The 18,790-nt window shown below is 34.4% G+C and carries 16 protein-coding genes; 2 read left to right on the forward strand and 14 right to left on the reverse strand.

Features of this window, described 5'->3' with window-relative positions; translation table 11 throughout:
- Positions 1–11: 11 nt before the first annotated feature.
- Entirely contained in the window at positions 12–728 is a 717-nt protein-coding gene (locus FNN09_RS10615) for a hypothetical protein (RefSeq protein WP_143302275.1), read from the reverse strand.
- 400 nt (positions 729–1,128) lie between these two features.
- On the opposite strand from FNN09_RS10615, the gene FNN09_RS10620 reads away from it, so the two are divergent.
- Positions 1,129–1,797, forward strand: a complete 669-nt coding sequence (locus FNN09_RS10620) for a hypothetical protein (RefSeq protein ID WP_143302277.1) — start codon at positions 1,129–1,131, stop codon at positions 1,795–1,797.
- A gap of 198 nt (positions 1,798–1,995) precedes the next feature.
- Here FNN09_RS10620 and FNN09_RS10625 read toward each other — a convergent pair whose 3' ends face one another.
- The 12 genes from FNN09_RS10625 to FNN09_RS10680 form a co-directional block, all read right to left on the reverse strand.
- A complete protein-coding gene (locus FNN09_RS10625) occupies positions 1,996–3,018 on the reverse strand; it encodes a hypothetical protein (RefSeq protein ID WP_143302279.1) in 1,023 nt (340 codons plus the stop codon).
- A gap of 23 nt (positions 3,019–3,041) precedes the next feature.
- Positions 3,042–3,959: a DUF5655 domain-containing protein gene (locus tag FNN09_RS10630; RefSeq protein ID WP_143302281.1), complete on the reverse strand. Its 918-nt coding sequence runs from the start codon at positions 3,957–3,959 to the stop codon at positions 3,042–3,044.
- An 11-nt stretch (positions 3,960–3,970) separates the two neighbouring features.
- The gene (locus FNN09_RS10635) at positions 3,971–4,351 is read right to left on the reverse strand and encodes a hypothetical protein (RefSeq protein ID WP_143302283.1); all 381 of its coding nucleotides are present in this window, start codon (positions 4,349–4,351) and stop codon (positions 3,971–3,973) included.
- Complete coding sequence (locus FNN09_RS10640; RefSeq protein WP_143302284.1) at positions 4,351–5,553, reverse strand: hypothetical protein; 1,203 nt, start codon at positions 5,551–5,553, stop codon at positions 4,351–4,353. Before FNN09_RS10640 ends, FNN09_RS10635 begins: the two co-directional genes overlap by 1 nt.
- Entirely contained in the window at positions 5,550–6,104 is a 555-nt protein-coding gene (locus tag FNN09_RS10645; protein ID WP_143302286.1) for a hypothetical protein, read from the reverse strand. The genes FNN09_RS10640 and FNN09_RS10645 overlap by 4 nt, the downstream gene beginning before the upstream one ends.
- A complete protein-coding gene (locus tag FNN09_RS10650; protein WP_143302288.1) occupies positions 6,094–8,607 on the reverse strand; it encodes a DNA cytosine methyltransferase in 2,514 nt (837 codons plus the stop codon). Before FNN09_RS10650 ends, FNN09_RS10645 begins: the two co-directional genes overlap by 11 nt.
- On the reverse strand, positions 8,604–8,927 hold the full coding sequence (locus tag FNN09_RS10655; RefSeq protein WP_143302290.1) for a helix-turn-helix transcriptional regulator: 324 nt from the start codon (positions 8,925–8,927) through the stop codon (positions 8,604–8,606). The genes FNN09_RS10650 and FNN09_RS10655 overlap by 4 nt, the downstream gene beginning before the upstream one ends.
- Before the next feature lie 494 nt (positions 8,928–9,421).
- Positions 9,422–12,526 carry a DNA primase gene (gene dnaG / locus FNN09_RS10660; RefSeq protein ID WP_143302292.1) on the reverse strand — a complete coding sequence of 1,035 codons (3,105 nt, stop codon included), beginning with the start codon at positions 12,524–12,526 and terminating at the stop codon, positions 9,422–9,424.
- Positions 12,527–12,823: a hypothetical protein gene (locus FNN09_RS10665; RefSeq protein WP_143302294.1), complete on the reverse strand. Its 297-nt coding sequence runs from the start codon at positions 12,821–12,823 to the stop codon at positions 12,527–12,529.
- Positions 12,824–12,889: 66 nt separating this feature from the next.
- Positions 12,890–13,201: a DUF4406 domain-containing protein gene (locus tag FNN09_RS10670; RefSeq protein WP_143302296.1), complete on the reverse strand. Its 312-nt coding sequence runs from the start codon at positions 13,199–13,201 to the stop codon at positions 12,890–12,892.
- Positions 13,202–13,236: 35 nt separating this feature from the next.
- A complete protein-coding gene (locus FNN09_RS10675) occupies positions 13,237–13,584 on the reverse strand; it encodes a helix-turn-helix domain-containing protein (protein ID WP_143302298.1) in 348 nt (115 codons plus the stop codon).
- An 85-nt stretch (positions 13,585–13,669) separates the two neighbouring features.
- Positions 13,670–14,266 carry an RteC domain-containing protein gene (locus FNN09_RS10680; RefSeq protein WP_143302300.1) on the reverse strand — a complete coding sequence of 199 codons (597 nt, stop codon included), beginning with the start codon at positions 14,264–14,266 and terminating at the stop codon, positions 13,670–13,672.
- A gap of 527 nt (positions 14,267–14,793) precedes the next feature.
- Between FNN09_RS10680 and FNN09_RS10685 the strand changes: the two genes are divergently transcribed.
- Entirely contained in the window at positions 14,794–16,008 is a 1,215-nt protein-coding gene (locus tag FNN09_RS10685) for a site-specific integrase (protein WP_143302302.1), read from the forward strand.
- 493 nt (positions 16,009–16,501) lie between these two features.
- Here FNN09_RS10685 and FNN09_RS10690 read toward each other — a convergent pair.
- Positions 16,502–18,790: discoidin domain-containing protein (locus FNN09_RS10690; RefSeq protein WP_143302304.1), on the reverse strand; the 2,289-nt coding region annotated here is incomplete at its 5' end.

Below are 18,790 nucleotides of genomic sequence, written 5' to 3' on the forward strand. Positions count from 1 at the left end.
AATGTCTTTGCTTAATAAATTACCTGACTACGAATTTTCCTAATTTCTTTCAAAGCATCTTGTGCATAGTTAAATTCGAAACACCATCGATTACATTTTTTCTTGATATCTGGATCTACATAACGGTCAAAGTAATAAATCTGTTTATACATGGCATAGTTTTCATTAAAAATGTCAATGTATTCAACTAATTTATCATTGTTAAACTCTTCCATAAGTAAATCAATGTGTGCTAAAATCTTTTCTTTGGGAGGATGATTATATGGTTGACTATTGATTTCCTTTAATTCATCAGGAATCTTATAACGAGGACGTCTTTTTTTTCCTTGTTTTAAATCGTTAAGATATTTATGAAACTTATCCTTGTCATCTTCAAGCTCCATATACTTTCCTAAATTGATTTTTCGTGCTTTAAGTTCCTTATTAAGTTCAATCAAATCTTTTCTACTAAAAAAGTATTGTTGCCCACGGATATAGAAGTTCTTGAAATTGAATTTTTCAATGATAAATCTTCCGGCGCGATAACCTGCCTTGCGAATAATTTTAGAAATATCATACTCAGGAATCCATTCACCTCTTTCTGTTTGTAACTTACGAAACTCAGAAGCAGCTTTTTTTATAGCTTCTTTCGAGAATTGCTCTCGCTTTGGATAATCTTGACTACCTACAACTTTTGCCAATAGATATCGTAAGTGTTTGATTTCTGAATAAAGTTTATCTTCTTCCATAATCGTATTCTTTTAAAATAAAAGTTACGATTTTTGAGAATAACCAAAATGCTTGATAAAGATTAAGTTCATACTAAATTTTCAGGTAGAATGAGTTCGCATTCAGCAATTTGATTGGATGCATTATCTGGCATCTTACACTTCCATGTCCCATTTATGTTAAAGCACTGTTCTTTTTACTTTTAAAATTTACATGAATTTGTTAGGAATGTTTTCCTGTAAATGAAGAAGGTGAAAATCATTCTTTAAAACTGCGGAAATAAACGCTAATAAATATCATTCCTACTTATTCTGAGAATAGATTCATTTCTTACTTTTGTAAATCAGGCTTTATTAAATTGTGGAATATTTCTTGAGGAATAAATCCCCTATCAGAAGGAACAATTATTAAATAGACATTATGCCAGGTAAGAAAATTATTCAGGAACTCCCAGATAAGCTATATCATATTGAATCAGTACATTATAAGAATATCGAAGTTGGGGATACTATATATATAACAGGAGTGGAGTTAGGTGGTCATGGAATTAAGACACTCAATAATATAAAAGAAGCACCTTACCTAACTAAAGATGAGAAATTACTTCTGTCTAGTTTCATTAACGAAGATTTAGATATTACAAGAACTGAATTTGATGCTTTATATACGCGAATAAAAAAACAGAAACTATCAGAAATAAATGGTAATATTTTCGAATCAATTAGAGTAGAGATTATGTATGAGATGATTCGAAGAGAATTAGACATCAAACTCATATCACGGCTTAAGTGTATTTTCTTATGCAATAAAAAATATATTGAACGTTGGTATAACCTTTTAAATAGACACCGTAACCCAGTTATATACGAGCTAAGCGCTATTAATACTAATTCTTTCTTAATAAGGGATGAGTATCATTGTCAGGATTATAATACTACATGGTTTCAATTTGAAAAATATTGGAGTGAGCTTTCAGCGCTTAATCTTACTATGTATGAGATACTCTTTACTGGTAATTTAAAAGTAACTCAAATACACGATTCATTCGAAAGTGTTAGACGAGCCAATGTCATGGAATACAATAGATAGTTTGCTCAATTTATTCAATTATACCCTTGACAGATAGTGTTGTTAAGATAATATTTATGCGAATTTTATCTAAATCAAAATGCTAACTCTTACATTTTGATTCAGTAAATTGGTTAAAGCTCAAATATCTAAGAAATAGATAATGGGTAGACAGTTAAACTATAATGTGTATTTATTTAAATAATAGCCTAATTGATACTACATCTTTGCTAATTCATCAAGATGGCAATACAGCTCAGGCAAAAGGTTTCTATCAAATTCAAATTGGGTTGCTGTTTTGGGCAATCCAAGTTCCCCAATGTTTTTTGCTGTACTTCCCCACATACAACGCACTGGTTCTTCATAAAACTTTTGTCCCTTACGGTTTTGATCTTTCAGCCATAACCAAATCATTTTGCCCAATTGGTCATTAGTTAAGCTGCATTTTTTTTCTTTTTTCCGGATATAAAGAATAAACTCATCGTTACCCATTTTGACAAAATTGTCATTTGAAAGAGGTGTTTTATTTACAAATTGGTTAGCGTTAATTCGAGACATGAATGAGGCTTTGTTTAATTCTTCCTTTGTATATTTTCTTTTGTCTTTCACTAAAAAAGAATGCGAATAGAATTTAAACAACCATATTAAAATAAAAACTATCACTAACGATACAGCTATTCCAACAGCTGTTTTACTAAGTAAAAAAACGTATTTGTTATTAGATTCCCACATCTTGCTAAAAGTGAAATTGAGTGAGAAAACAAAACCTCCAAGCCAAAATAATATCATCATTAAGCTTAGTATTTGATTAACCTTTGAAACTGATAAGGGATAACCTTTGGTAAGTTGATAAAACTTATCTACTGGAGTTTTAACAAATCCAAACAATGGTCCTTGTATTGATCTTTCAAGGTAAGAAACATGTTCCTCCCAATTTTCTTGCCAATGTTTTGAACCGCGATTTACAAAATACCAACCAACTGAAAAAAATAAACCAATTACAGAAACAGCAATTGTAATAAACCGATAATTATCAATTTTATCAGAATTTAACAAAACAAAAAAAGCTGCGAAAGTTGCAGCAATAAAAGCCCAAAAATATGTTGCTCTTTTCCAATATAAATCAATTTCAAACTTTCGAGTATCAAGTGCCGTTTTAAGAGATTCCTTTCGAATATTTTCGGTAAAAATCTTAGAATATTCTTCCTGACTAGTTATTAATTTGTGCTTTTCAGTTTCCATACATAAAACATAATTCTGTAATTCTATTTTTCTTTTAATAAAATCTCCTTAATCAAACTCAAGATGTATTCCAACTGGCTATCATCTTTCATATCAATTTCGTAATCACCATATCCGTAATGACCGGTATTTGAAACATCCCGAGCAATACCTTTAGGTTCGTTAAGCTCGCCCCATTTTGTATTTAGCCACAGTCTTAAATTCTTTTTTTGAAGATGAATATAAACAAAGTTCCTTTTATCGCTTTTAATAGCTATATATAGCTTCTGTGGCTGAATCTCTAAATTATCAGCTAACGCAAGGATTTTATCTCTTACATTTTCATATAACTCTTTTATTTCTTCAATAGGTCTGGATAGGTGGTCATCTTCAGTATAAACCTTGATTTCATCTTGAACAGCTTTTAGTCCTTTGTTTTGCTGAGTTATGGGTTTTATACTTTCAGCCGATTTTGTTTTCTTAATAGGGGAAATAGAAATAGATTCATTTTCATACCTTTTAACTTCCCAAAGTTCAATAGCAATGTCCTTAAAGTTTGTGGCTAGTTTTTGGTTATCTGTAAAACTTGGAGAGACAAACACCACACGAGTTTGAGACCAATCTACATCATCACGTTTAAGTTGATTTTTCATTGATTCATTATACTCAACAATGAAGTCTGCTTTGTTTTCAAGCATTAAGCTTAAATACGTAAATCCTTGGTCAATAACACTGATGTTTTTTTCTCGCTTATATTCAATAATAATAAATGCTTTGCTCTGTGAATCAAAAGCTAATGAATCTATTCTTTTGTTTTTAATTGAGAATTCAGATTTTACTAAATCTAAGCCCATTATCGTGTTAAGGTTACTTTCAAACAGATTCTGAATGTCCCTTTCAAGTTTAAAAGGTCTTTCTTTTATTTGATCTATTTTTCCTTTATTTATTTTATATAGAGGCATTAATAGAATATTTATAAATTAAAACCTTTATCAAAATCACTCTTGTATTGATTAGGTATTGTATTGCGTATTACACCAGAATTTTGAACTGCTCCCATTTGGAAACCATGATTAGTGGTTATGTCTTCAACAAATTCATTGCAATTAATCCTGTGCTTAACTTTTTTGGCTCTTCCTTTTGTGAACTTTCTCTTAAGAGGTGCGGTGAATTTATCCAAGTTTGAATGACAATGTATCCTACCTTCACTGCCCCAAGCCCCTTGTTCTTCATTATGTTCCCAAACTAACGATATTGACCCATCAGATTTAGCTAAAAAGCCAAGTGTTTCATAATATTCTTCAGGTGAGTCAAATCTCATCTTTCTTCTAATTCCAAATAATCTTTTATACATTATGCTGCATTATAAATTCGACTTAATTCTCTTTTTATTTCTCTAAAATTTAATTCCATTTCAAGTGACTCATCTAGTCCTGTGTTAATCACATAAATCAATGATTCTTTCCTGTAAACAAATTCACCTTTTAATAGAGACCGTTCAATATTATCTGTTTTTGCTAATAAACAAACCAGTTGATAGTCTTTATTAACTTGTTGAGTTTTATTGTTAGGATGTGCTTTCGTGTAGTGTTGAGTAGGTGTTAACTTAATTAAGTTTTCCAGATAGTGAGCTAATTGAGGAAAATCACCTTTAGGAAAAATATGGTGAATTTGTGTTGCTTCACCATTCGCCCACTGGTCGTTTATTTCACTTTCAATATACATTTTTCTAATCATGTTCATAGCCTTTTGTACCTGATAATCAGAATATGCTTCATTTTGCTCAATCATTAAATTCTCATGTTCTTCAATCGCTTCTGTTCTGGAAATATTCTTATTTTTATCAATATCTCTCCAATTTGGTCGATTGTACATTAAGTCAGTATAGTAAATCTGCCTCTTAGATAGGCGTCCTTTAATTGTACCTTCTATATTGTTCTCACACGCATATACGTTTAGTATTTTGGGGAAAATTCGATTTACTTCAGTAGTTCCATTAATTGGAGTATTACCTATAATAAACCTTTGAAATCTAGTTTTTAGTTCTTGAAAATTTCCATTGTCAATAGTACCATTTAGGCAATTCGTCTTAAATTCATCAAAGTACCTTAATAAATTACTGTCATTTAGTACTTTAATTAAATATTGGTATAAAAAGATAAAAGCATTTCGCTCTTTCATCCCAATGAACTCAAGTAGCTCTTTATTGTTTATTTTATATATGTTTCGATTACCATCTTTGTTCATATTTAATATACCTGCATATGCTAATGTCCTCAATGGTTGTGACGTAAATTTATCATATTCTTGACGAGTCGTTTCATTCTGAACGTCTGGTTTATTAAAGATAGCTTTAACATTTGTGTTGAAATAGCTATCATTCCAAATATCATCTTTTGTAAATTCTATATCTCTATCTGCATCATAGTTAAGTACACAGTCTGCAATAATTGATAAGACATCTGGTGTAACTTTCTGATCCATAAAACGAGCATCTTTCGTTTTTCTAACATCAAAATCTAATTTAGAAAAGTGTTCATTTATTATATTAATCATAAAAGCTCCTCAATTGGTTTTAAAATTGAAATTGGCACAGGAGATCCTGGAAAAGGATATTTCCCTCCATCTGGTCTATTAATTGTTGGTGGATAATTATTGATTATTTCCTTTGTTTCAAGATAGCCTATTGGATACCAGTAATCCAAGCTATCTCTAATAAAGAAACTGAAAACTACTAAATCATATTTGCTCAAAATGCTAAATTGCCCCTTGTTAATAAGGCGTCTTCCATATAATTCATCATCTTTAATAGTCTTGTTTAATATTTTTTGAGCATATCTATATGGTATAGTTTCTGTTTTAACATCCGTCTTAAAACCTTTGATTTTAAAATCATAATCATCAATAGTGTAATAATTTTCACGAATATTATTTTTCCAATCTATATTTAGCAACGTACAACAAGCAAATTCTCCGATAAAGCCTACGATATCTCTTTCCATATAGGAAAGATGACTTACGTTGAAGTGATGTTGAATAAATGCATCTCTTTTTTTTGCTTCAATTGAAGCTTGTGTTCTCATTTCTTCGGTGATTTTAACTTTCATCTGATAATTCTTTTAAAAGACCAAAGAAAAATACAGAATTATTATCAATATTTAATGAACGAGTGCCATGATTTCTTGCAACCCTATAGTAGTTTTCAAATTCTTTTGTTCCATAATAAGCTAAATCTTGTTCTGTTGGTTTTCTGCTACCATTTTTTAATGTCAGTAATGCAACCGACCCATCAGTTATGGCATTTTTTGGAAGAAAAGCAGCTCTAGGATAGTATGTCAAATTTGGAACCATTACAACATCTTTCTGATTTATAAATTTATATACAGCCAAGTCTGTTGGGTTGTCAATGAAAGCATCATACCCGTCTTTATCATCAATCATATTACTTTTAATGTTCCTCGCTTTCAGGACTCTTACTTTACCTTTCTCTTGTACTATTGACTTTGTAATTTGCCTATCACGAAAGCTTTGAAAAATATCCAAATCCATTCTAGCAACCACATTATCGAATTCGGTATTTCTATAAATTAACCAATATGGGAATGATTCTGAGACAATATACTTTTTAGATTTATACAGGTAGGAGTTATTTATATAGCTCTCAATTAATATTTGCTCTGAATTAACCTTTGAGTTTGTTGAAACTAGAAAGCTAACCGTTTCAATTTTAACTCCTTTAAAACCCTTTTCTCCATAATCACATATTTTTTCGAGATTGTATTTGGTAAGAATCTCACGTGTTTTATTAAATTCTGGTGCATTTAAAAGGCTTTTAGGTACTACTAAAGAAACATAATCAGCAATCTTTAAGGCTTTCTCAATGAAAAAGGAAAACAAGTTATTTGTATTTGTGTTAAACATCCCTTTTCTATAATTTTCTAGTCGACTTTTATCATTCGTCAATTTCATATAGGGCGGATTACCAACAACAACATCATATCTATTCTTCTTTGACCAAAGAAGAAAATCTGTGTTTATAATGCTAATTGAAAAGTTCTTGGGAATATCCATAAGTTTAAGTAGAGCTTTCAGTATTTGAATTGAATTTTCATCTATGTCAACCAAATGAAGTTCAACTAACTCCTTTTCTAGATACTTATTTAATATAAGAGGAATAAAATTGCCTACTCCTACTGATGGTTCTAGTATTTTTATTCTTTTTTTCTTTTTTAATTCAGGTAAATCTTTTATGACAGAATAACCAATATCCTGCCTTGTGAAAAAAGCAGCTGTATCTAGTCGTTTTGAATTTGACAATTCTGCAATTAAAAAAAGATTTTCAATTGCATAATTATTCTTTTCTTCTTCAATAAACCTAACTAGGTTTTCGGTGATTTCTAATTTATGATTCTCAACTAACTGTTTAATTTCTGAGTTAGTAAGTTTCTTTTTCTTCTCAACTTGTTTGATGTTTCTTGCGATGCTATCAAATACTCCAGTAGGAACCGCTTCTCCTAAACAGTGTCTAATATTAAGTTCTTCCTTTTTAAGGAACTGTTTCTTCTCCAAATGAGATAATTTATTCAGGTCTTCTTCTTTTATGTGATACCATTCAAAACTATTTGGAATTGACATCATTCTCATAAGTTCTCTTATAGAGAACACTCTGTTATCTCTTGGATGAATAGTATTTTGACTGGCTAATATGTCGTTTCTTGTGTGAATACAAGGTCCCTCTTTATCCCAATACCACCTAGCATACTTATCGCCATTAGCACTTTTATTATAAACAATTTGACCATCAATAACTCTATGTGGAATTCTCTTTTTATCATTATTTTCAAATGCTGATTGTCCCTCTTTTAAGTTTTCAATCCATGGAATCATCCTTTTATCAAATTCCCGGTACGAATGGTAAATATCTTCAGATATTTCACCCATTGAAGTCAATGCGGGTAAATCAGATATTAATTTCCTAAGTGTTTTGGGCTTATTTTTATTAGGGAATATGTCATAAGGTGTTACATTTAAAATATCTTTTCTTACTCCAATAACGAGTGTTCTTGTTCTACTAGAGTTTGCACCATATTCTTTTAAATTAACTACTCTATGAAGAATATTATATTGCCCACCTAAATTAGTGTCGATTGCTTCTTGTATCTTTTTATCTAGTCCATCTGTATCAGTGCATGTTGTAGTTAAAAAAGCTCTTACATTTTCAAACACAAAATATCTTGGTTTTACTTCTAAGGTTATTTTAATTGATTCTACAACTAAAGAATTTCTTGTAATTTCGTTTTTCTTTTTATGATTTGCTACTGACATTCCTTGACAAGGAGGTGTAGCAACTAATACATCCAATTCTTTTACATTATGATTTTGTTTCCAAAAGTCTAGCTCATTAAAGAGTTTTTCCTTGACTGCTGGGACTGATATATCTCCTGAAATATACCCTCTATCATAGTCACATTTATTATTGTTCTTTTGGATATTAATTCTTTTTTCCAACAATTCATTGGTAGCAATACATTTAAAGCCATTTTTCTTAAAGCCATAACAACCAATTCCTGCACTACTAAAAAGACTTATATATGTTAATGGTTTCTTCATAATTCAAGTTTTCCTTGTGATGTGTTTTTGTTTCTAAGGTATTCTACGTTTTCTTTTGCGACATTAAAAATATCATTAGAGCATTTATTTTTAAATGCTTCATTTGCAAACTTATCGGCAAAAAATAAATCCGTAATATGTTGGAGGCTAACCTCAAATAATTCAGCCAACAATGACAATTTTGATTTACTGAATTTTTGTGTGCCATTTTCGATTCTACTTATAGCACTCGAATTAATTCCTATTTTTGCACCAAACTCCGTTTGGGTCCATTCCTTTTTTTCTCTTTCTGACTTTATAAACCTGCCAAATGTTGTCATTTTATAATATAACCTTTAATAGATTTGACCTAATTTTAGCAAATTTAATTTTATTTGCGAAAAATAGATCAATTTGTCGCAAAAAGATATAAACAAGTTAGCATTTAGAGATCAATCTAGTTTTTAAGAACTTTTGTTACTCAGCTTACTTAGTAATGTTTAAATAGCTATAAAAGAGTTTGTTATCAGAGTTATTGTCGTGCAAAACTCCAAGTACCAAACTACTTACTTAGTAACCAATTGGGACAAGTTATGGACATTAAGTAACCCTAAGTAATCTCAAGTAACCGATAAAGAGAATGAAGTTGCTATAACTCTTTAGTATTTAAGATATAATCCTATTCTAAGTATTATAAGTTACCTAAGTAACTAAATTTGTAAGAAGATTTAGTGTTTTAAGTTTATGTTCCAACTGCTTCTCTTTTTTATCCAACAAAAAAACGAGAGCTTCTCCAGATGAAACCCTCGTTTTGCCTATAAGATTGAATGTACTGTTATTGCCTTTTTGCACTTTCCAGATTAAGATTTAGTTGGTCGAGATAGAATACAAATGCAGTGGTACTGGTAAATTTCTTGTTGCCGTTTTCATCGTATTCCTGCATTCCGCTTTTAGCATCAATCTTTTTGAAGCTTACCTTCTTGGTATCACAAATAAAAGATGGACTGTTTTTAAGATAATATTCAACCGTAGCTTCCGGAAGCGGTTTATCACCTTCTCGTAAAGCCTGTGATTTATATAATCCAAACACCCGGCTTACGGATAATAATAAAATATCCTGTGGTTCAGGAAGTACAATTTCGCTTTTTTGCCATTCACCATTTTGCTTAAAGGTTCGGTTAATTCTATCCATATACATCACCTTGTAATCCCCACCTTCAAAAAGCATATTGGAGCTAATAAGGTATTGCACGGTTTTCCAGAATACACCCAAATCATCGTTACGTGCCGTCTCTTTATTCTGGGTGGTCATCATTTTTACAAACAAGCGAATGATTTCATCGTAATTAAACGGCAGCTCTACAATTTTTGCAACTGTAGCATAAGCCGAAGCGATGGTGAGCCAATTATTGAAAATCCGGGTTTCAATGGAAGTATCACCAAGCAGTTCACGAAACTTCTCACTAATGGCACTTACCGTTTGGTTGTAATGTTTGGAGAAGGCTTCCCGGTGTTTGAGTAATTGATGCGTGATTTGCGTTAAGCCCTGCTTGTTAATAAGCTCCAGATTGTGAAAGGCTTGTTCTTCTTCCTGCAAGAACACTGTTTTTGAGAAACCCAATGCCACAAAGCGACTGAATAAAGCAATATCAGCTGTAGCAATTTGCTGACCACAAACAATAATACCCTGATTCACTTTAGAGGTTTCTTTCTTCTTATCCTTGTCCATGTTCATCCGGGTACGTCCGGTTTTATCCCAGAAACCTTTAAGTAGTTCACGTTTTTCCATTTCAAGGTCATTCCTGTATTCATCCAGAACACAAACAGCATTGGCACTTGTAGCAACATGGTCAGCAATTGATGGTTTACTGGAGTTATGTAGGTTGGGTACTTTACCTTTCTTGCCGAACATATAAAGGATGCTTTCTGCACAGGTATTTTTACCTGAACCTTTCTGGCCATACATATTCAGGATGGGAAACTTATCAAAGCGTTTAGCAACCACATCCATAAATAAACAGGCAAAGTAAAAAGCCAAGGTCACTATTCCATTTTCACCAAATACAGCTGTGTATTTTTGAGCGTATTCATATAGAGTGACATTACCTTCGTTATGAATAAAATGGCGTTCAAACTCAAACAGGGTATCATCATCAGAATAAATCTCAGAACAGGCAGGAATGTAATAGTATCGGTCTGTGTGTTTTACAATGCCGTATCGGTCTGCTTTTATAAACTCATCGCCATTGAAAATTCCATTTCCCCAACAAAAGAAACCTTCACGCTGCCAACCTAATTGAGTAATTTCCTTACAGCTTTTTGTCTTTTCATACAGCCATGCTTTGAGCTTATTAAGTTCGCTTTCTCCACCAGTCCATAGGAAATTACCTAATGATTCAATTTGAAGTTTAAAGTTCGTAATGCTCACCAAATCCCTTTGCGGAAGTTCTACAATTTTAGTCAGGTTATGTCTATTCTTTATCTCATATAATCGCTTGGCGTTAATGATACTCTCAATATGGAACAGGGGAGACATGACGAAATTGGAATGCGTAACAAAGTCATCGCCTTTCTTATTCCGGAACACGTAACAATTATCTTCCACATAAAAGCCCCAACGATTGAAATCATTTAAGCTAACGTGCTTTGGAATAGTGTAACGTTGGTTGTTTTGTGGTTCATCCTTGGTGAGTTCCTTGAGCGCATCCTGCCATGCTTTCTTTGGTTTAATGTGTTCGGTACAAAACTCCACATAAACCTCCTGCTTGCTTTTATCGTAATTGGCAATGAGCTTCGATATACGTTTAATGGCTTCCGATTTAAATACCGGGTCGGAGGTGGACTTTTTAGCATATTGAGCCGTTTTAAAAATGACATAATCGGTTTGCTTCTCGTTGTATTGAAGAAATATCTCTTTTGAGGTAAAAAGTGTGTCCGGGTCTTGTTTCTCCGGTAGAATAATAACCGATACATGAAACTGGTTTTTAATCAGTATTTCCGCATTCCGGTCTGTGGCACGTAATCCGGCACTATCACCATCATAAATCAGGGTTACTTTATTGGTATAACGCCTTAATAATTTTGCCTGTGCTGTAGTTAGAGCTGTTCCGCATGTGGCTATTGTGTTAGTAATACCAACGGAATGCATTCGTAATACGTCCGGATAACCCTCGACTATATATGCCCGGCCTTCTGATTTTATGGTAAATCTTGCAGCGTTTAAAGCATACAATTCATTTCCTTTTACATAGATACAGCTCTCCGGGGTATTCAGGTATTTTACTTTTGAGTTTTCACTCAAATCACGTCCGGCAAAAGCGATGGTTTGACCTCTGGAATTGGAGATTGGAAATATCAGCCGATTACGAAAGAAGTCATAGACACCCTTGTCGTTACTTTTTAAAACACCAACCTCTTCCAGTATTTCCGTTTTTACTCCATTCTTTCTGGCATAAGCTAGTAGTGCATTACCATTTGGAGCATAACCCATACTTAAACTATCATTGTCCGGAGTTACCAGATTACGTTGTTCAATGTACTTTTTTGCTTCCGGGTTGGATAGGTTTTCTGTAAAGAAACGCTCTACTAAATTGCAAGCTACCTGCATACTTTCAATGTGTCTGTATTTAGCTTGGTCGAAGTTGGAACTTTTCTTCCATTCAAAATCCAAGTTCAGTTTCTTAGCACCAATTTCAACGGCTTCTTTAAAGTCAACTCCCTCATGTTCCTTAATAAACTCAATAGCATCACCGCCTTTATCACACCCAAAACATTTGAAGATGCCTTTTGCCGGATTCACACTAAAAGATGGTGTCTTTTCATTATGAAAGGGACAACAAGCAGTAAAACTGGTTCCGGCTTTTTTCAACTCAATGAAATTGGAGATAACGCCATGAACATCACCATTAATCTGTTCTATTAAATAATTTGCATCCATCATCTACCAGTCTTTACCTGTTAACATTTCCCTATTCGTACTATCTAAACACATAAAGAACTCATAGATATTACCCCGGTAACTGTAAAACTTATCCAAAAGGTGATAGCCCATAGATGAACCCCATATTTTGAGAAATAATTCTGTTAGCTCTTGTTGTGAGGCATCAATCATTTCCTGCACCTTTTGTCCATCAAAAGGAATAGAATTGAAACCGTGTTTTTCGTAAAAGCTTCTTACTCTGTTATCGAAGTAAAAAAGCTTGGAGACTGTATTAGAAGGTAATGATATTACTGACATATAAATCGTTTTTAAAAGTATAGAAAAGGTGGAGCTGCCCTTGTTCAACTCCACCGTAACCATATACTATCTATCAAGGGTGGTTATTAATTCTCGAATATCGTTGGGAGAAAAGCAAAGTGGCATTTTCTCATTCATCGCTGCCGTTAGCTCTATTCTGGCCATTGCGCTTTCTTTCCAATTAGGCAGCATGTAAATTGTACTGCTGCTCTGTAGAAAACTCAATCGAAGACGTACATTTTCAGACCAGATAAGCTTATCCAGTTCTTTGGCTTCTGGAGTAATAATTGTACAGCCCAAATCAAACAAGTTGGCTTTTAATCTTTCTAACTCTTGCTTGTTAGTTTCGTAATTGATTCCGGAGAGGTAAACTACCATTCATTAAAAGTTTTAGAAATTAAGGACTAGCGTTATTATTTCCCTTTGCCTTGAAAACTATTGATACGCTTCTTGTATTGGTCACAAAGCTCATCTACCGATTGCGCTGTACTTCTCACTATTCGGTTTTCAAGCAATCGCTTTACTTCAGAAATTGTGTAATAAGCTTTACCTGCTAAAAGAGAATAGGTGATTTCGCCATTGGTTCGTAAGCGTTGCAAAGTGCGTTGACTAATTCCCAGATAAGTACATACATCATCACTGTTAACCCATGCTTCATCTGGATTTACCTTTTGTTGATGTATGTCTATTAGTTGAGAAAGAGAATCTATCTTGTCAACAAGAGCCTGATAGGCTTCGGATTCAAATGTTATAACGTTCATGCTCTGACTGTTTTTGTTCAGGGCAAATGTGACAACAAGGAAAGTTTTTAAAGGGCTACTTACCTAGCAAGTGGCGCAACTTTTACTATAAAACGAGCATCTTTTCATTAAACTTACCTGCTAAGGCATTCAAGAAATAAGCTCGGTCATCGGTGTTATCCTGTGGTTTACGAGCTGCTATTTTATAAAGTTCTTGGTGGTAATTTTTCAAATCAACACCAAATATTGCCCCAAAATGCTCAACTAACTTTTGTAGAGGAATGGTTCCTTTATTGATGCATCCGGCTTCTTTCAATGCACAAATAAGTTCTATCAGAGAACGTTTGTTGGTTGTCCAACGCATTGTATTAAATTGTGTGCCATTAACCTCTGGTGTTTCTATGGCAATCTCTGGATACATGGTTAAGCTCTCTAATTCAACACCTATGTATTGAATCATATTATCTAAGAAGTACTGTAAATGTCCGCTCTTATCAGCGTTTTGTTGTTTGAACCATTGCACGGTAAATTTTAAGTGATTAAGATTTAGGTATGTTTGTTTCATATTATGCTGCTCATAACAGCTGACAGCTATCAGTTGTCCCCATTCTTTTATTAATCTTTCGAATTCTGTAATACTGACCTGCCCTCCCTTAAATTTCTGTTCCACCTTTCTAATAAATTTTTCTGTTTCTTGCTCCATTTCTATTAATAAGTATTGTTAAACTTCAAGCCATCATTATGGCTTTTGCAAACACTTATTACGAAAGTCTATAAGAAACATTTCACCATTAGCTTAACAAAATATCATATTGGCATTTCAATAAAAAAATGTAAATTCGAACCTGAAATATTGTAGGACTTGACGAGTTTTTGGCTTAGTTAAAAAGTAGTGGCTAAATCGTGACTCATCCAAAAGACAAGATTATAAAATATTGATATATAGCGATATTAGAGAGAAGGTTCACAAGCCTCTCTCTCCGCTGATAGCGAAAGCAATTTTAAGCAAAACCCTGTAAGTCAACACTTACAGGGTTTTTTAATGCGCAATATTTTGCAAAAAGATGCAAAAAAACGCAGTTTTTGAGCGGACTTATCGAGGACTTAATTTTCTCTAAAAAAGTCCTCGATTGATAGTTTTAAATCACGCTACATTGCGCTCTATTACTCGGTTTTGGATCGTTCGAAAATGAACTCATATAAATAATTTTAACACTAAAATTTATCATTATGAGCGGACTTGAAAATGTCAAAATCCTGTTCTTCATTAAAAGAACAAAACTTACCAAAAGTGGAGATGCAACAATCTTCGTAAGAATTACTATTAACAAGGAAAGAACAGAGTTCTCACTTAAAAAGCATATTAACCCTAAAAATTGGGATGACAAAAAAGAAAGAGCAAAAGGCCGAACTCTTGAAATAGGTGAACTCAATGAGTTCATTGATCAATATCAACGAAAGATTCTATCCTATATTGATTTTATGATCTTGGATAATCAATCTGTAACAGCTCGAATCATTCAGGAAAAACTAATTGGTAAAAAAGAAACCAGACGGACTATCCTGAGAGTATTCCAGGAGCATAATGACAACGCCAAGAAGCTAATCGGTATTGATTTTGCTCCAGACACTGTTCAGCGCTACGAAACTAGCTATATGCACACAAAAGATTTTATTCGATGGCAGTATCAACGTGAAGACATGGCTTTGGAAGATCTAAACCATCAGTTTATACGTAATTATGAGTTATACTTAAAAACAGAACGCAAATGCGCGCACAATACTGCCATTAAGTATTTGAAAAACTTCAAAAAAATTGTTCGCATTGCCTTGGCCAATGGTTGGATGAAGAAAGACCCGTTTGCTACCATTAAGTTCAAACTGAAACCTGTTGATGCCGTCTATCTCACCAAAGAGGAACTGGATACAGTCATCAATAAAAAAATAGATATAGAACGCTTAAGGCAGGTTCGTGATGTTTTTGTATTCTGCTGCTTTACAGGCTTGGCCTTCTCTGATGCCAAGTCTCTAAAACGTGAGCACATTACAACAGATGCAAACGGAATTACATGGATTCATAAAAAACGCAAGAAAACGGATCAGATGAGCACCATCTTTGTGATTGAGGCCGCCAAAAAGTTAATGGAAAAGTACGAATACAAACCGGAACTCATTGAAAAAGGTATGGCGCTTCCTGTTTTAAGCAATCAAAAAATGAATGCTTTTTTGAAAGAAATAGGAATTATATGTGGTATTGATAAACCCATATCAACGCATACCGCTAGGCATACATTTGCAACAACGGTTGCCCTAGAGAATAATATGCCCTTGGAAGTTGTATCAAAGACGCTTGGTCATTCCAGTACGAAAATGACTCAACGTTATGCCAGAACAACCGAAGCTTTGATTAAGAAGAATATGGAGAAAATAAAAGACTTGTATTAAATAACGGTTCATCTTCAATGTATTTCTCCACTGCGATATATGTTACTTTATGTGTTTTTAACTATGCCGCTCAGCGGCATAGTTGGATATTTAATCCATTTATTTACAGTTGTAGTACTCGGCACTATAACTGTTAAAAGAATCTATGAAAATTTAGTTAGAGGCCTGAGGCCCTAACCTGAAAAATACTGTCTTTGTATTACTTGAATTGAACTTCATCTCTTATTTCAACTGAGGTGCTCAACACTCAAGTTAAAATAAGAGATGAAGTTCAGATGGGGTGCTGAGCACTTCAACTGAAGATTTATTTTTATACGGATGAACAAAGCTATCCAATTCAAAACAAAGGAGTACTTTTTTAAATCCCAATCGGAAAAATTGCAACCGTGAGTGCTGAAGTTGCAAATGTAGTTGTTGAGAAAAGGAACCGAACCTAAAAATAAGTAATTATTAGAGGTATGATCTATTATCATACCTCTTCCTATATCCATACTTATTCTGCCAGAATACCAAATTCAGCACCTCCGGCAAAGTCCTGACCGTTTTGTGAACTAACACCAGTAAAACGCATATAACGGGCCTTTAAGGGCTCTTTAAATAACACACGCTTCTCTTTTTTATCCTTAGAGAACTGACCTTCATGTACTGGTTCTCCCCAGTTTTCACCATCCATACTCACATGAATCGTATAGTCCTTGATATCACCATTTCTTCCACTCTGACGCGGCTGGTAAGTGAAGCCTTTGATAGTTTTAGCTTCACCACAGTCAAAATCAACCCAGTGCGGAAATTGTGCTACCGTGACTGAGTACATGGTATGCCAGGTCGTTGACGGATCTCCATCCACCAGATTGGTGGCTGCGGTACCGGCACCCGGTTCTTCACTACTGACAAAGACAACCCTTGTTTCAATCTTTTCAATTTTATTGAAGGTCATCGACACTTCAGAATATTTATTGCCTTTGAACCAGGCTTTAATGGTACCTGCTTCGCGCATAGAGAAAGGCACACTGTAAGCTTTTGCTTTTCCTCCATTAACAGCATAAATGTATTGGGCATCCTCTTTGGTCGATGAGATTTTAACTTTACCATTAGCTGAACGCGTTATTGTTACTGGCACTACACCTGATGGAGTCACATGTGCAATTTGATCTAAATCTTCACCCGCAGGACGAATGATAAAACCAAAATCGTTTTGACCGGCATATACTCTATCGTGCTTTAAAGGTGCGCCCTGTCCACAGCTGGCTCCTCCCAATCCTGTTACTTTCATATCCAAATGAAGAGTGATATCTCCCGGTTCTGGCAATTCATAAATATGAGCTGCTGTTCCCATGTCCTGAGCGGTGTAAGGCAAGGCACTAACCACCATTTCATCAGCTGCTACAAATAGAGCTCCGACATGTCTATTATTGGTTAAGGCACACCAGCGGGTCTCCTCGTGATTGGCCATATCCTGTGGTTTCGGGAAGTTGACAAGCTCTTCGGCTACAGTCGTTGTGTATTTCTGTATATTCTGAGCCGTCTTACGGTCGTTGTAGTTACCAATTGGTCCACGGCCGTAATAGGTCAGGTTTTCGTAAACCTTTGGAATAGTCATGGAATACCCCAGGCGTGGTAATACAAACTGTTCATCATTCGTCGTAATGCTTGACTGCAATTCCACAGATCCATCTGGGTATACCGTCCATATCTGGTTGGTCACAAAACGGAAGTCATCTTCACCAAATTTCTCATTAGTCAGCTCTTCAACCGACAGTACATTACCACTTGTGCCACCATGCTGTTTGGCTGCATTGGGCGCTTGCGAAACCACGGTAAAAGCCAGGGTAGTTGTTCCATCCGCATTGCTTCTTATTTTTGAGTCAATAGCTTTATGTTGCAAATTATGCAAACCTTTTTCGTACCAACTTTTGTAACCCCAGGTATCGTTATTAACAAAGGCGCGGAAGGCATCCAACTTTGGACCGTTACCATCGGCAATGATGAGTTGACCATTGTAAGCTAAGCCATATAACGAACCGTCTGCCATGTTGAATTTGGCGATAAAGTTTTGACCGCTTACCTCTTTGATGTTGTTAGCCGCATCAGTCAATTTTACTTGACCTCCTGCAGCTTTAGCTACTGCAGCCATCGCAGGCACTTCTGTTTTTGCTTTTAACAAGAACTGCTCTTCGGCCTCTACAAAGCCTTTATCGGCCCATGGCTCATTATTTTTCAAGGTCAATTGCAGTTTGACAAAGTATTCGGAACCCGCTTTAAATTTGTCAAAATCATAAGGCAAATTGACTGTAGTTTTGGTTCTTGCAGCGATTGGCTCAAAAGCCAGCTGACCATTTTCAATCTCAGTCCCATTTTCCCATAGAGACCAGCTCAAATTATAATCAGCCAGTGATTTGAAATAATACTTATTGAAAATTTCAATTTCACCTTCTTTAATATCGAATGCATTAAAACCGATGTGCTGGTAAACTTTCTTCACCTCATAATACTGTGGCTTCAAATCGCGCTCAGCAAATAAAATACCATTCATCACAAACTGACCACTGTTGGGTTTATCGCCAAAGTCGCCACCGTAGGCCAGGTAACGTGTACCATCTTCGCGATAATTATAGACAGCCTGGTCAATCCAGTCCCAGATAGCGCCACCACAAAAGAAGTTAGTCGACTCAATGGCATTCCAGTAATCAATCAGGTTACCACAGGCATTACCCATAGAATGCGCATATTCTGAGATATGGAACGGATATTTAATATTCATTTCTCCGGTTACGGCATTATT

The sequence above is a fragment of the Carboxylicivirga sp. M1479 genome, assembly GCF_007097485.1.
Lineage (GTDB): Bacteria > Bacteroidota > Bacteroidia > Bacteroidales > Marinilabiliaceae > Carboxylicivirga.

Bases quoted from the DNA above. Each gene is read 5' to 3' on its own strand.
- FNN09_RS10615 (WP_143302275.1), bottom strand. From the start codon at position 728: ATGGAAGAAGATAAACTTTATTCAGAAATCAAACACTTACGATATCTA.
- FNN09_RS10620 (WP_143302277.1), top strand. From the start codon at position 1,129: ATGCCAGGTAAGAAAATTATTCAGGAACTCCCAGATAAGCTATATCAT.
- FNN09_RS10625 (WP_143302279.1), bottom strand. From the start codon at position 3,018: ATGGAAACTGAAAAGCACAAATTAATAACTAGTCAGGAAGAATATTCT.
- FNN09_RS10630 (WP_143302281.1), bottom strand. From the start codon at position 3,959: ATGCCTCTATATAAAATAAATAAAGGAAAAATAGATCAAATAAAAGAA.
- FNN09_RS10635 (WP_143302283.1), bottom strand. From the start codon at position 4,351: ATGTATAAAAGATTATTTGGAATTAGAAGAAAGATGAGATTTGACTCA.
- FNN09_RS10640 (WP_143302284.1), bottom strand. From the start codon at position 5,553: ATGATTAATATAATAAATGAACACTTTTCTAAATTAGATTTTGATGTT.
- FNN09_RS10645 (WP_143302286.1), bottom strand. From the start codon at position 6,104: ATGAAAGTTAAAATCACCGAAGAAATGAGAACACAAGCTTCAATTGAA.
- FNN09_RS10650 (WP_143302288.1), bottom strand. From the start codon at position 8,607: ATGAAGAAACCATTAACATATATAAGTCTTTTTAGTAGTGCAGGAATT.
- FNN09_RS10655 (WP_143302290.1), bottom strand. From the start codon at position 8,927: ATGACAACATTTGGCAGGTTTATAAAGTCAGAAAGAGAAAAAAAGGAA.
- dnaG (WP_143302292.1), bottom strand. From the start codon at position 12,526: ATGATGGATGCAAATTATTTAATAGAACAGATTAATGGTGATGTTCAT.
- FNN09_RS10665 (WP_143302294.1), bottom strand. From the start codon at position 12,823: ATGTCAGTAATATCATTACCTTCTAATACAGTCTCCAAGCTTTTTTAC.
- FNN09_RS10670 (WP_143302296.1), bottom strand. From the start codon at position 13,201: ATGGTAGTTTACCTCTCCGGAATCAATTACGAAACTAACAAGCAAGAG.
- FNN09_RS10675 (WP_143302298.1), bottom strand. From the start codon at position 13,584: ATGAACGTTATAACATTTGAATCCGAAGCCTATCAGGCTCTTGTTGAC.
- FNN09_RS10680 (WP_143302300.1), bottom strand. From the start codon at position 14,266: ATGGAGCAAGAAACAGAAAAATTTATTAGAAAGGTGGAACAGAAATTT.
- FNN09_RS10685 (WP_143302302.1), top strand. From the start codon at position 14,794: ATGAGCGGACTTGAAAATGTCAAAATCCTGTTCTTCATTAAAAGAACA.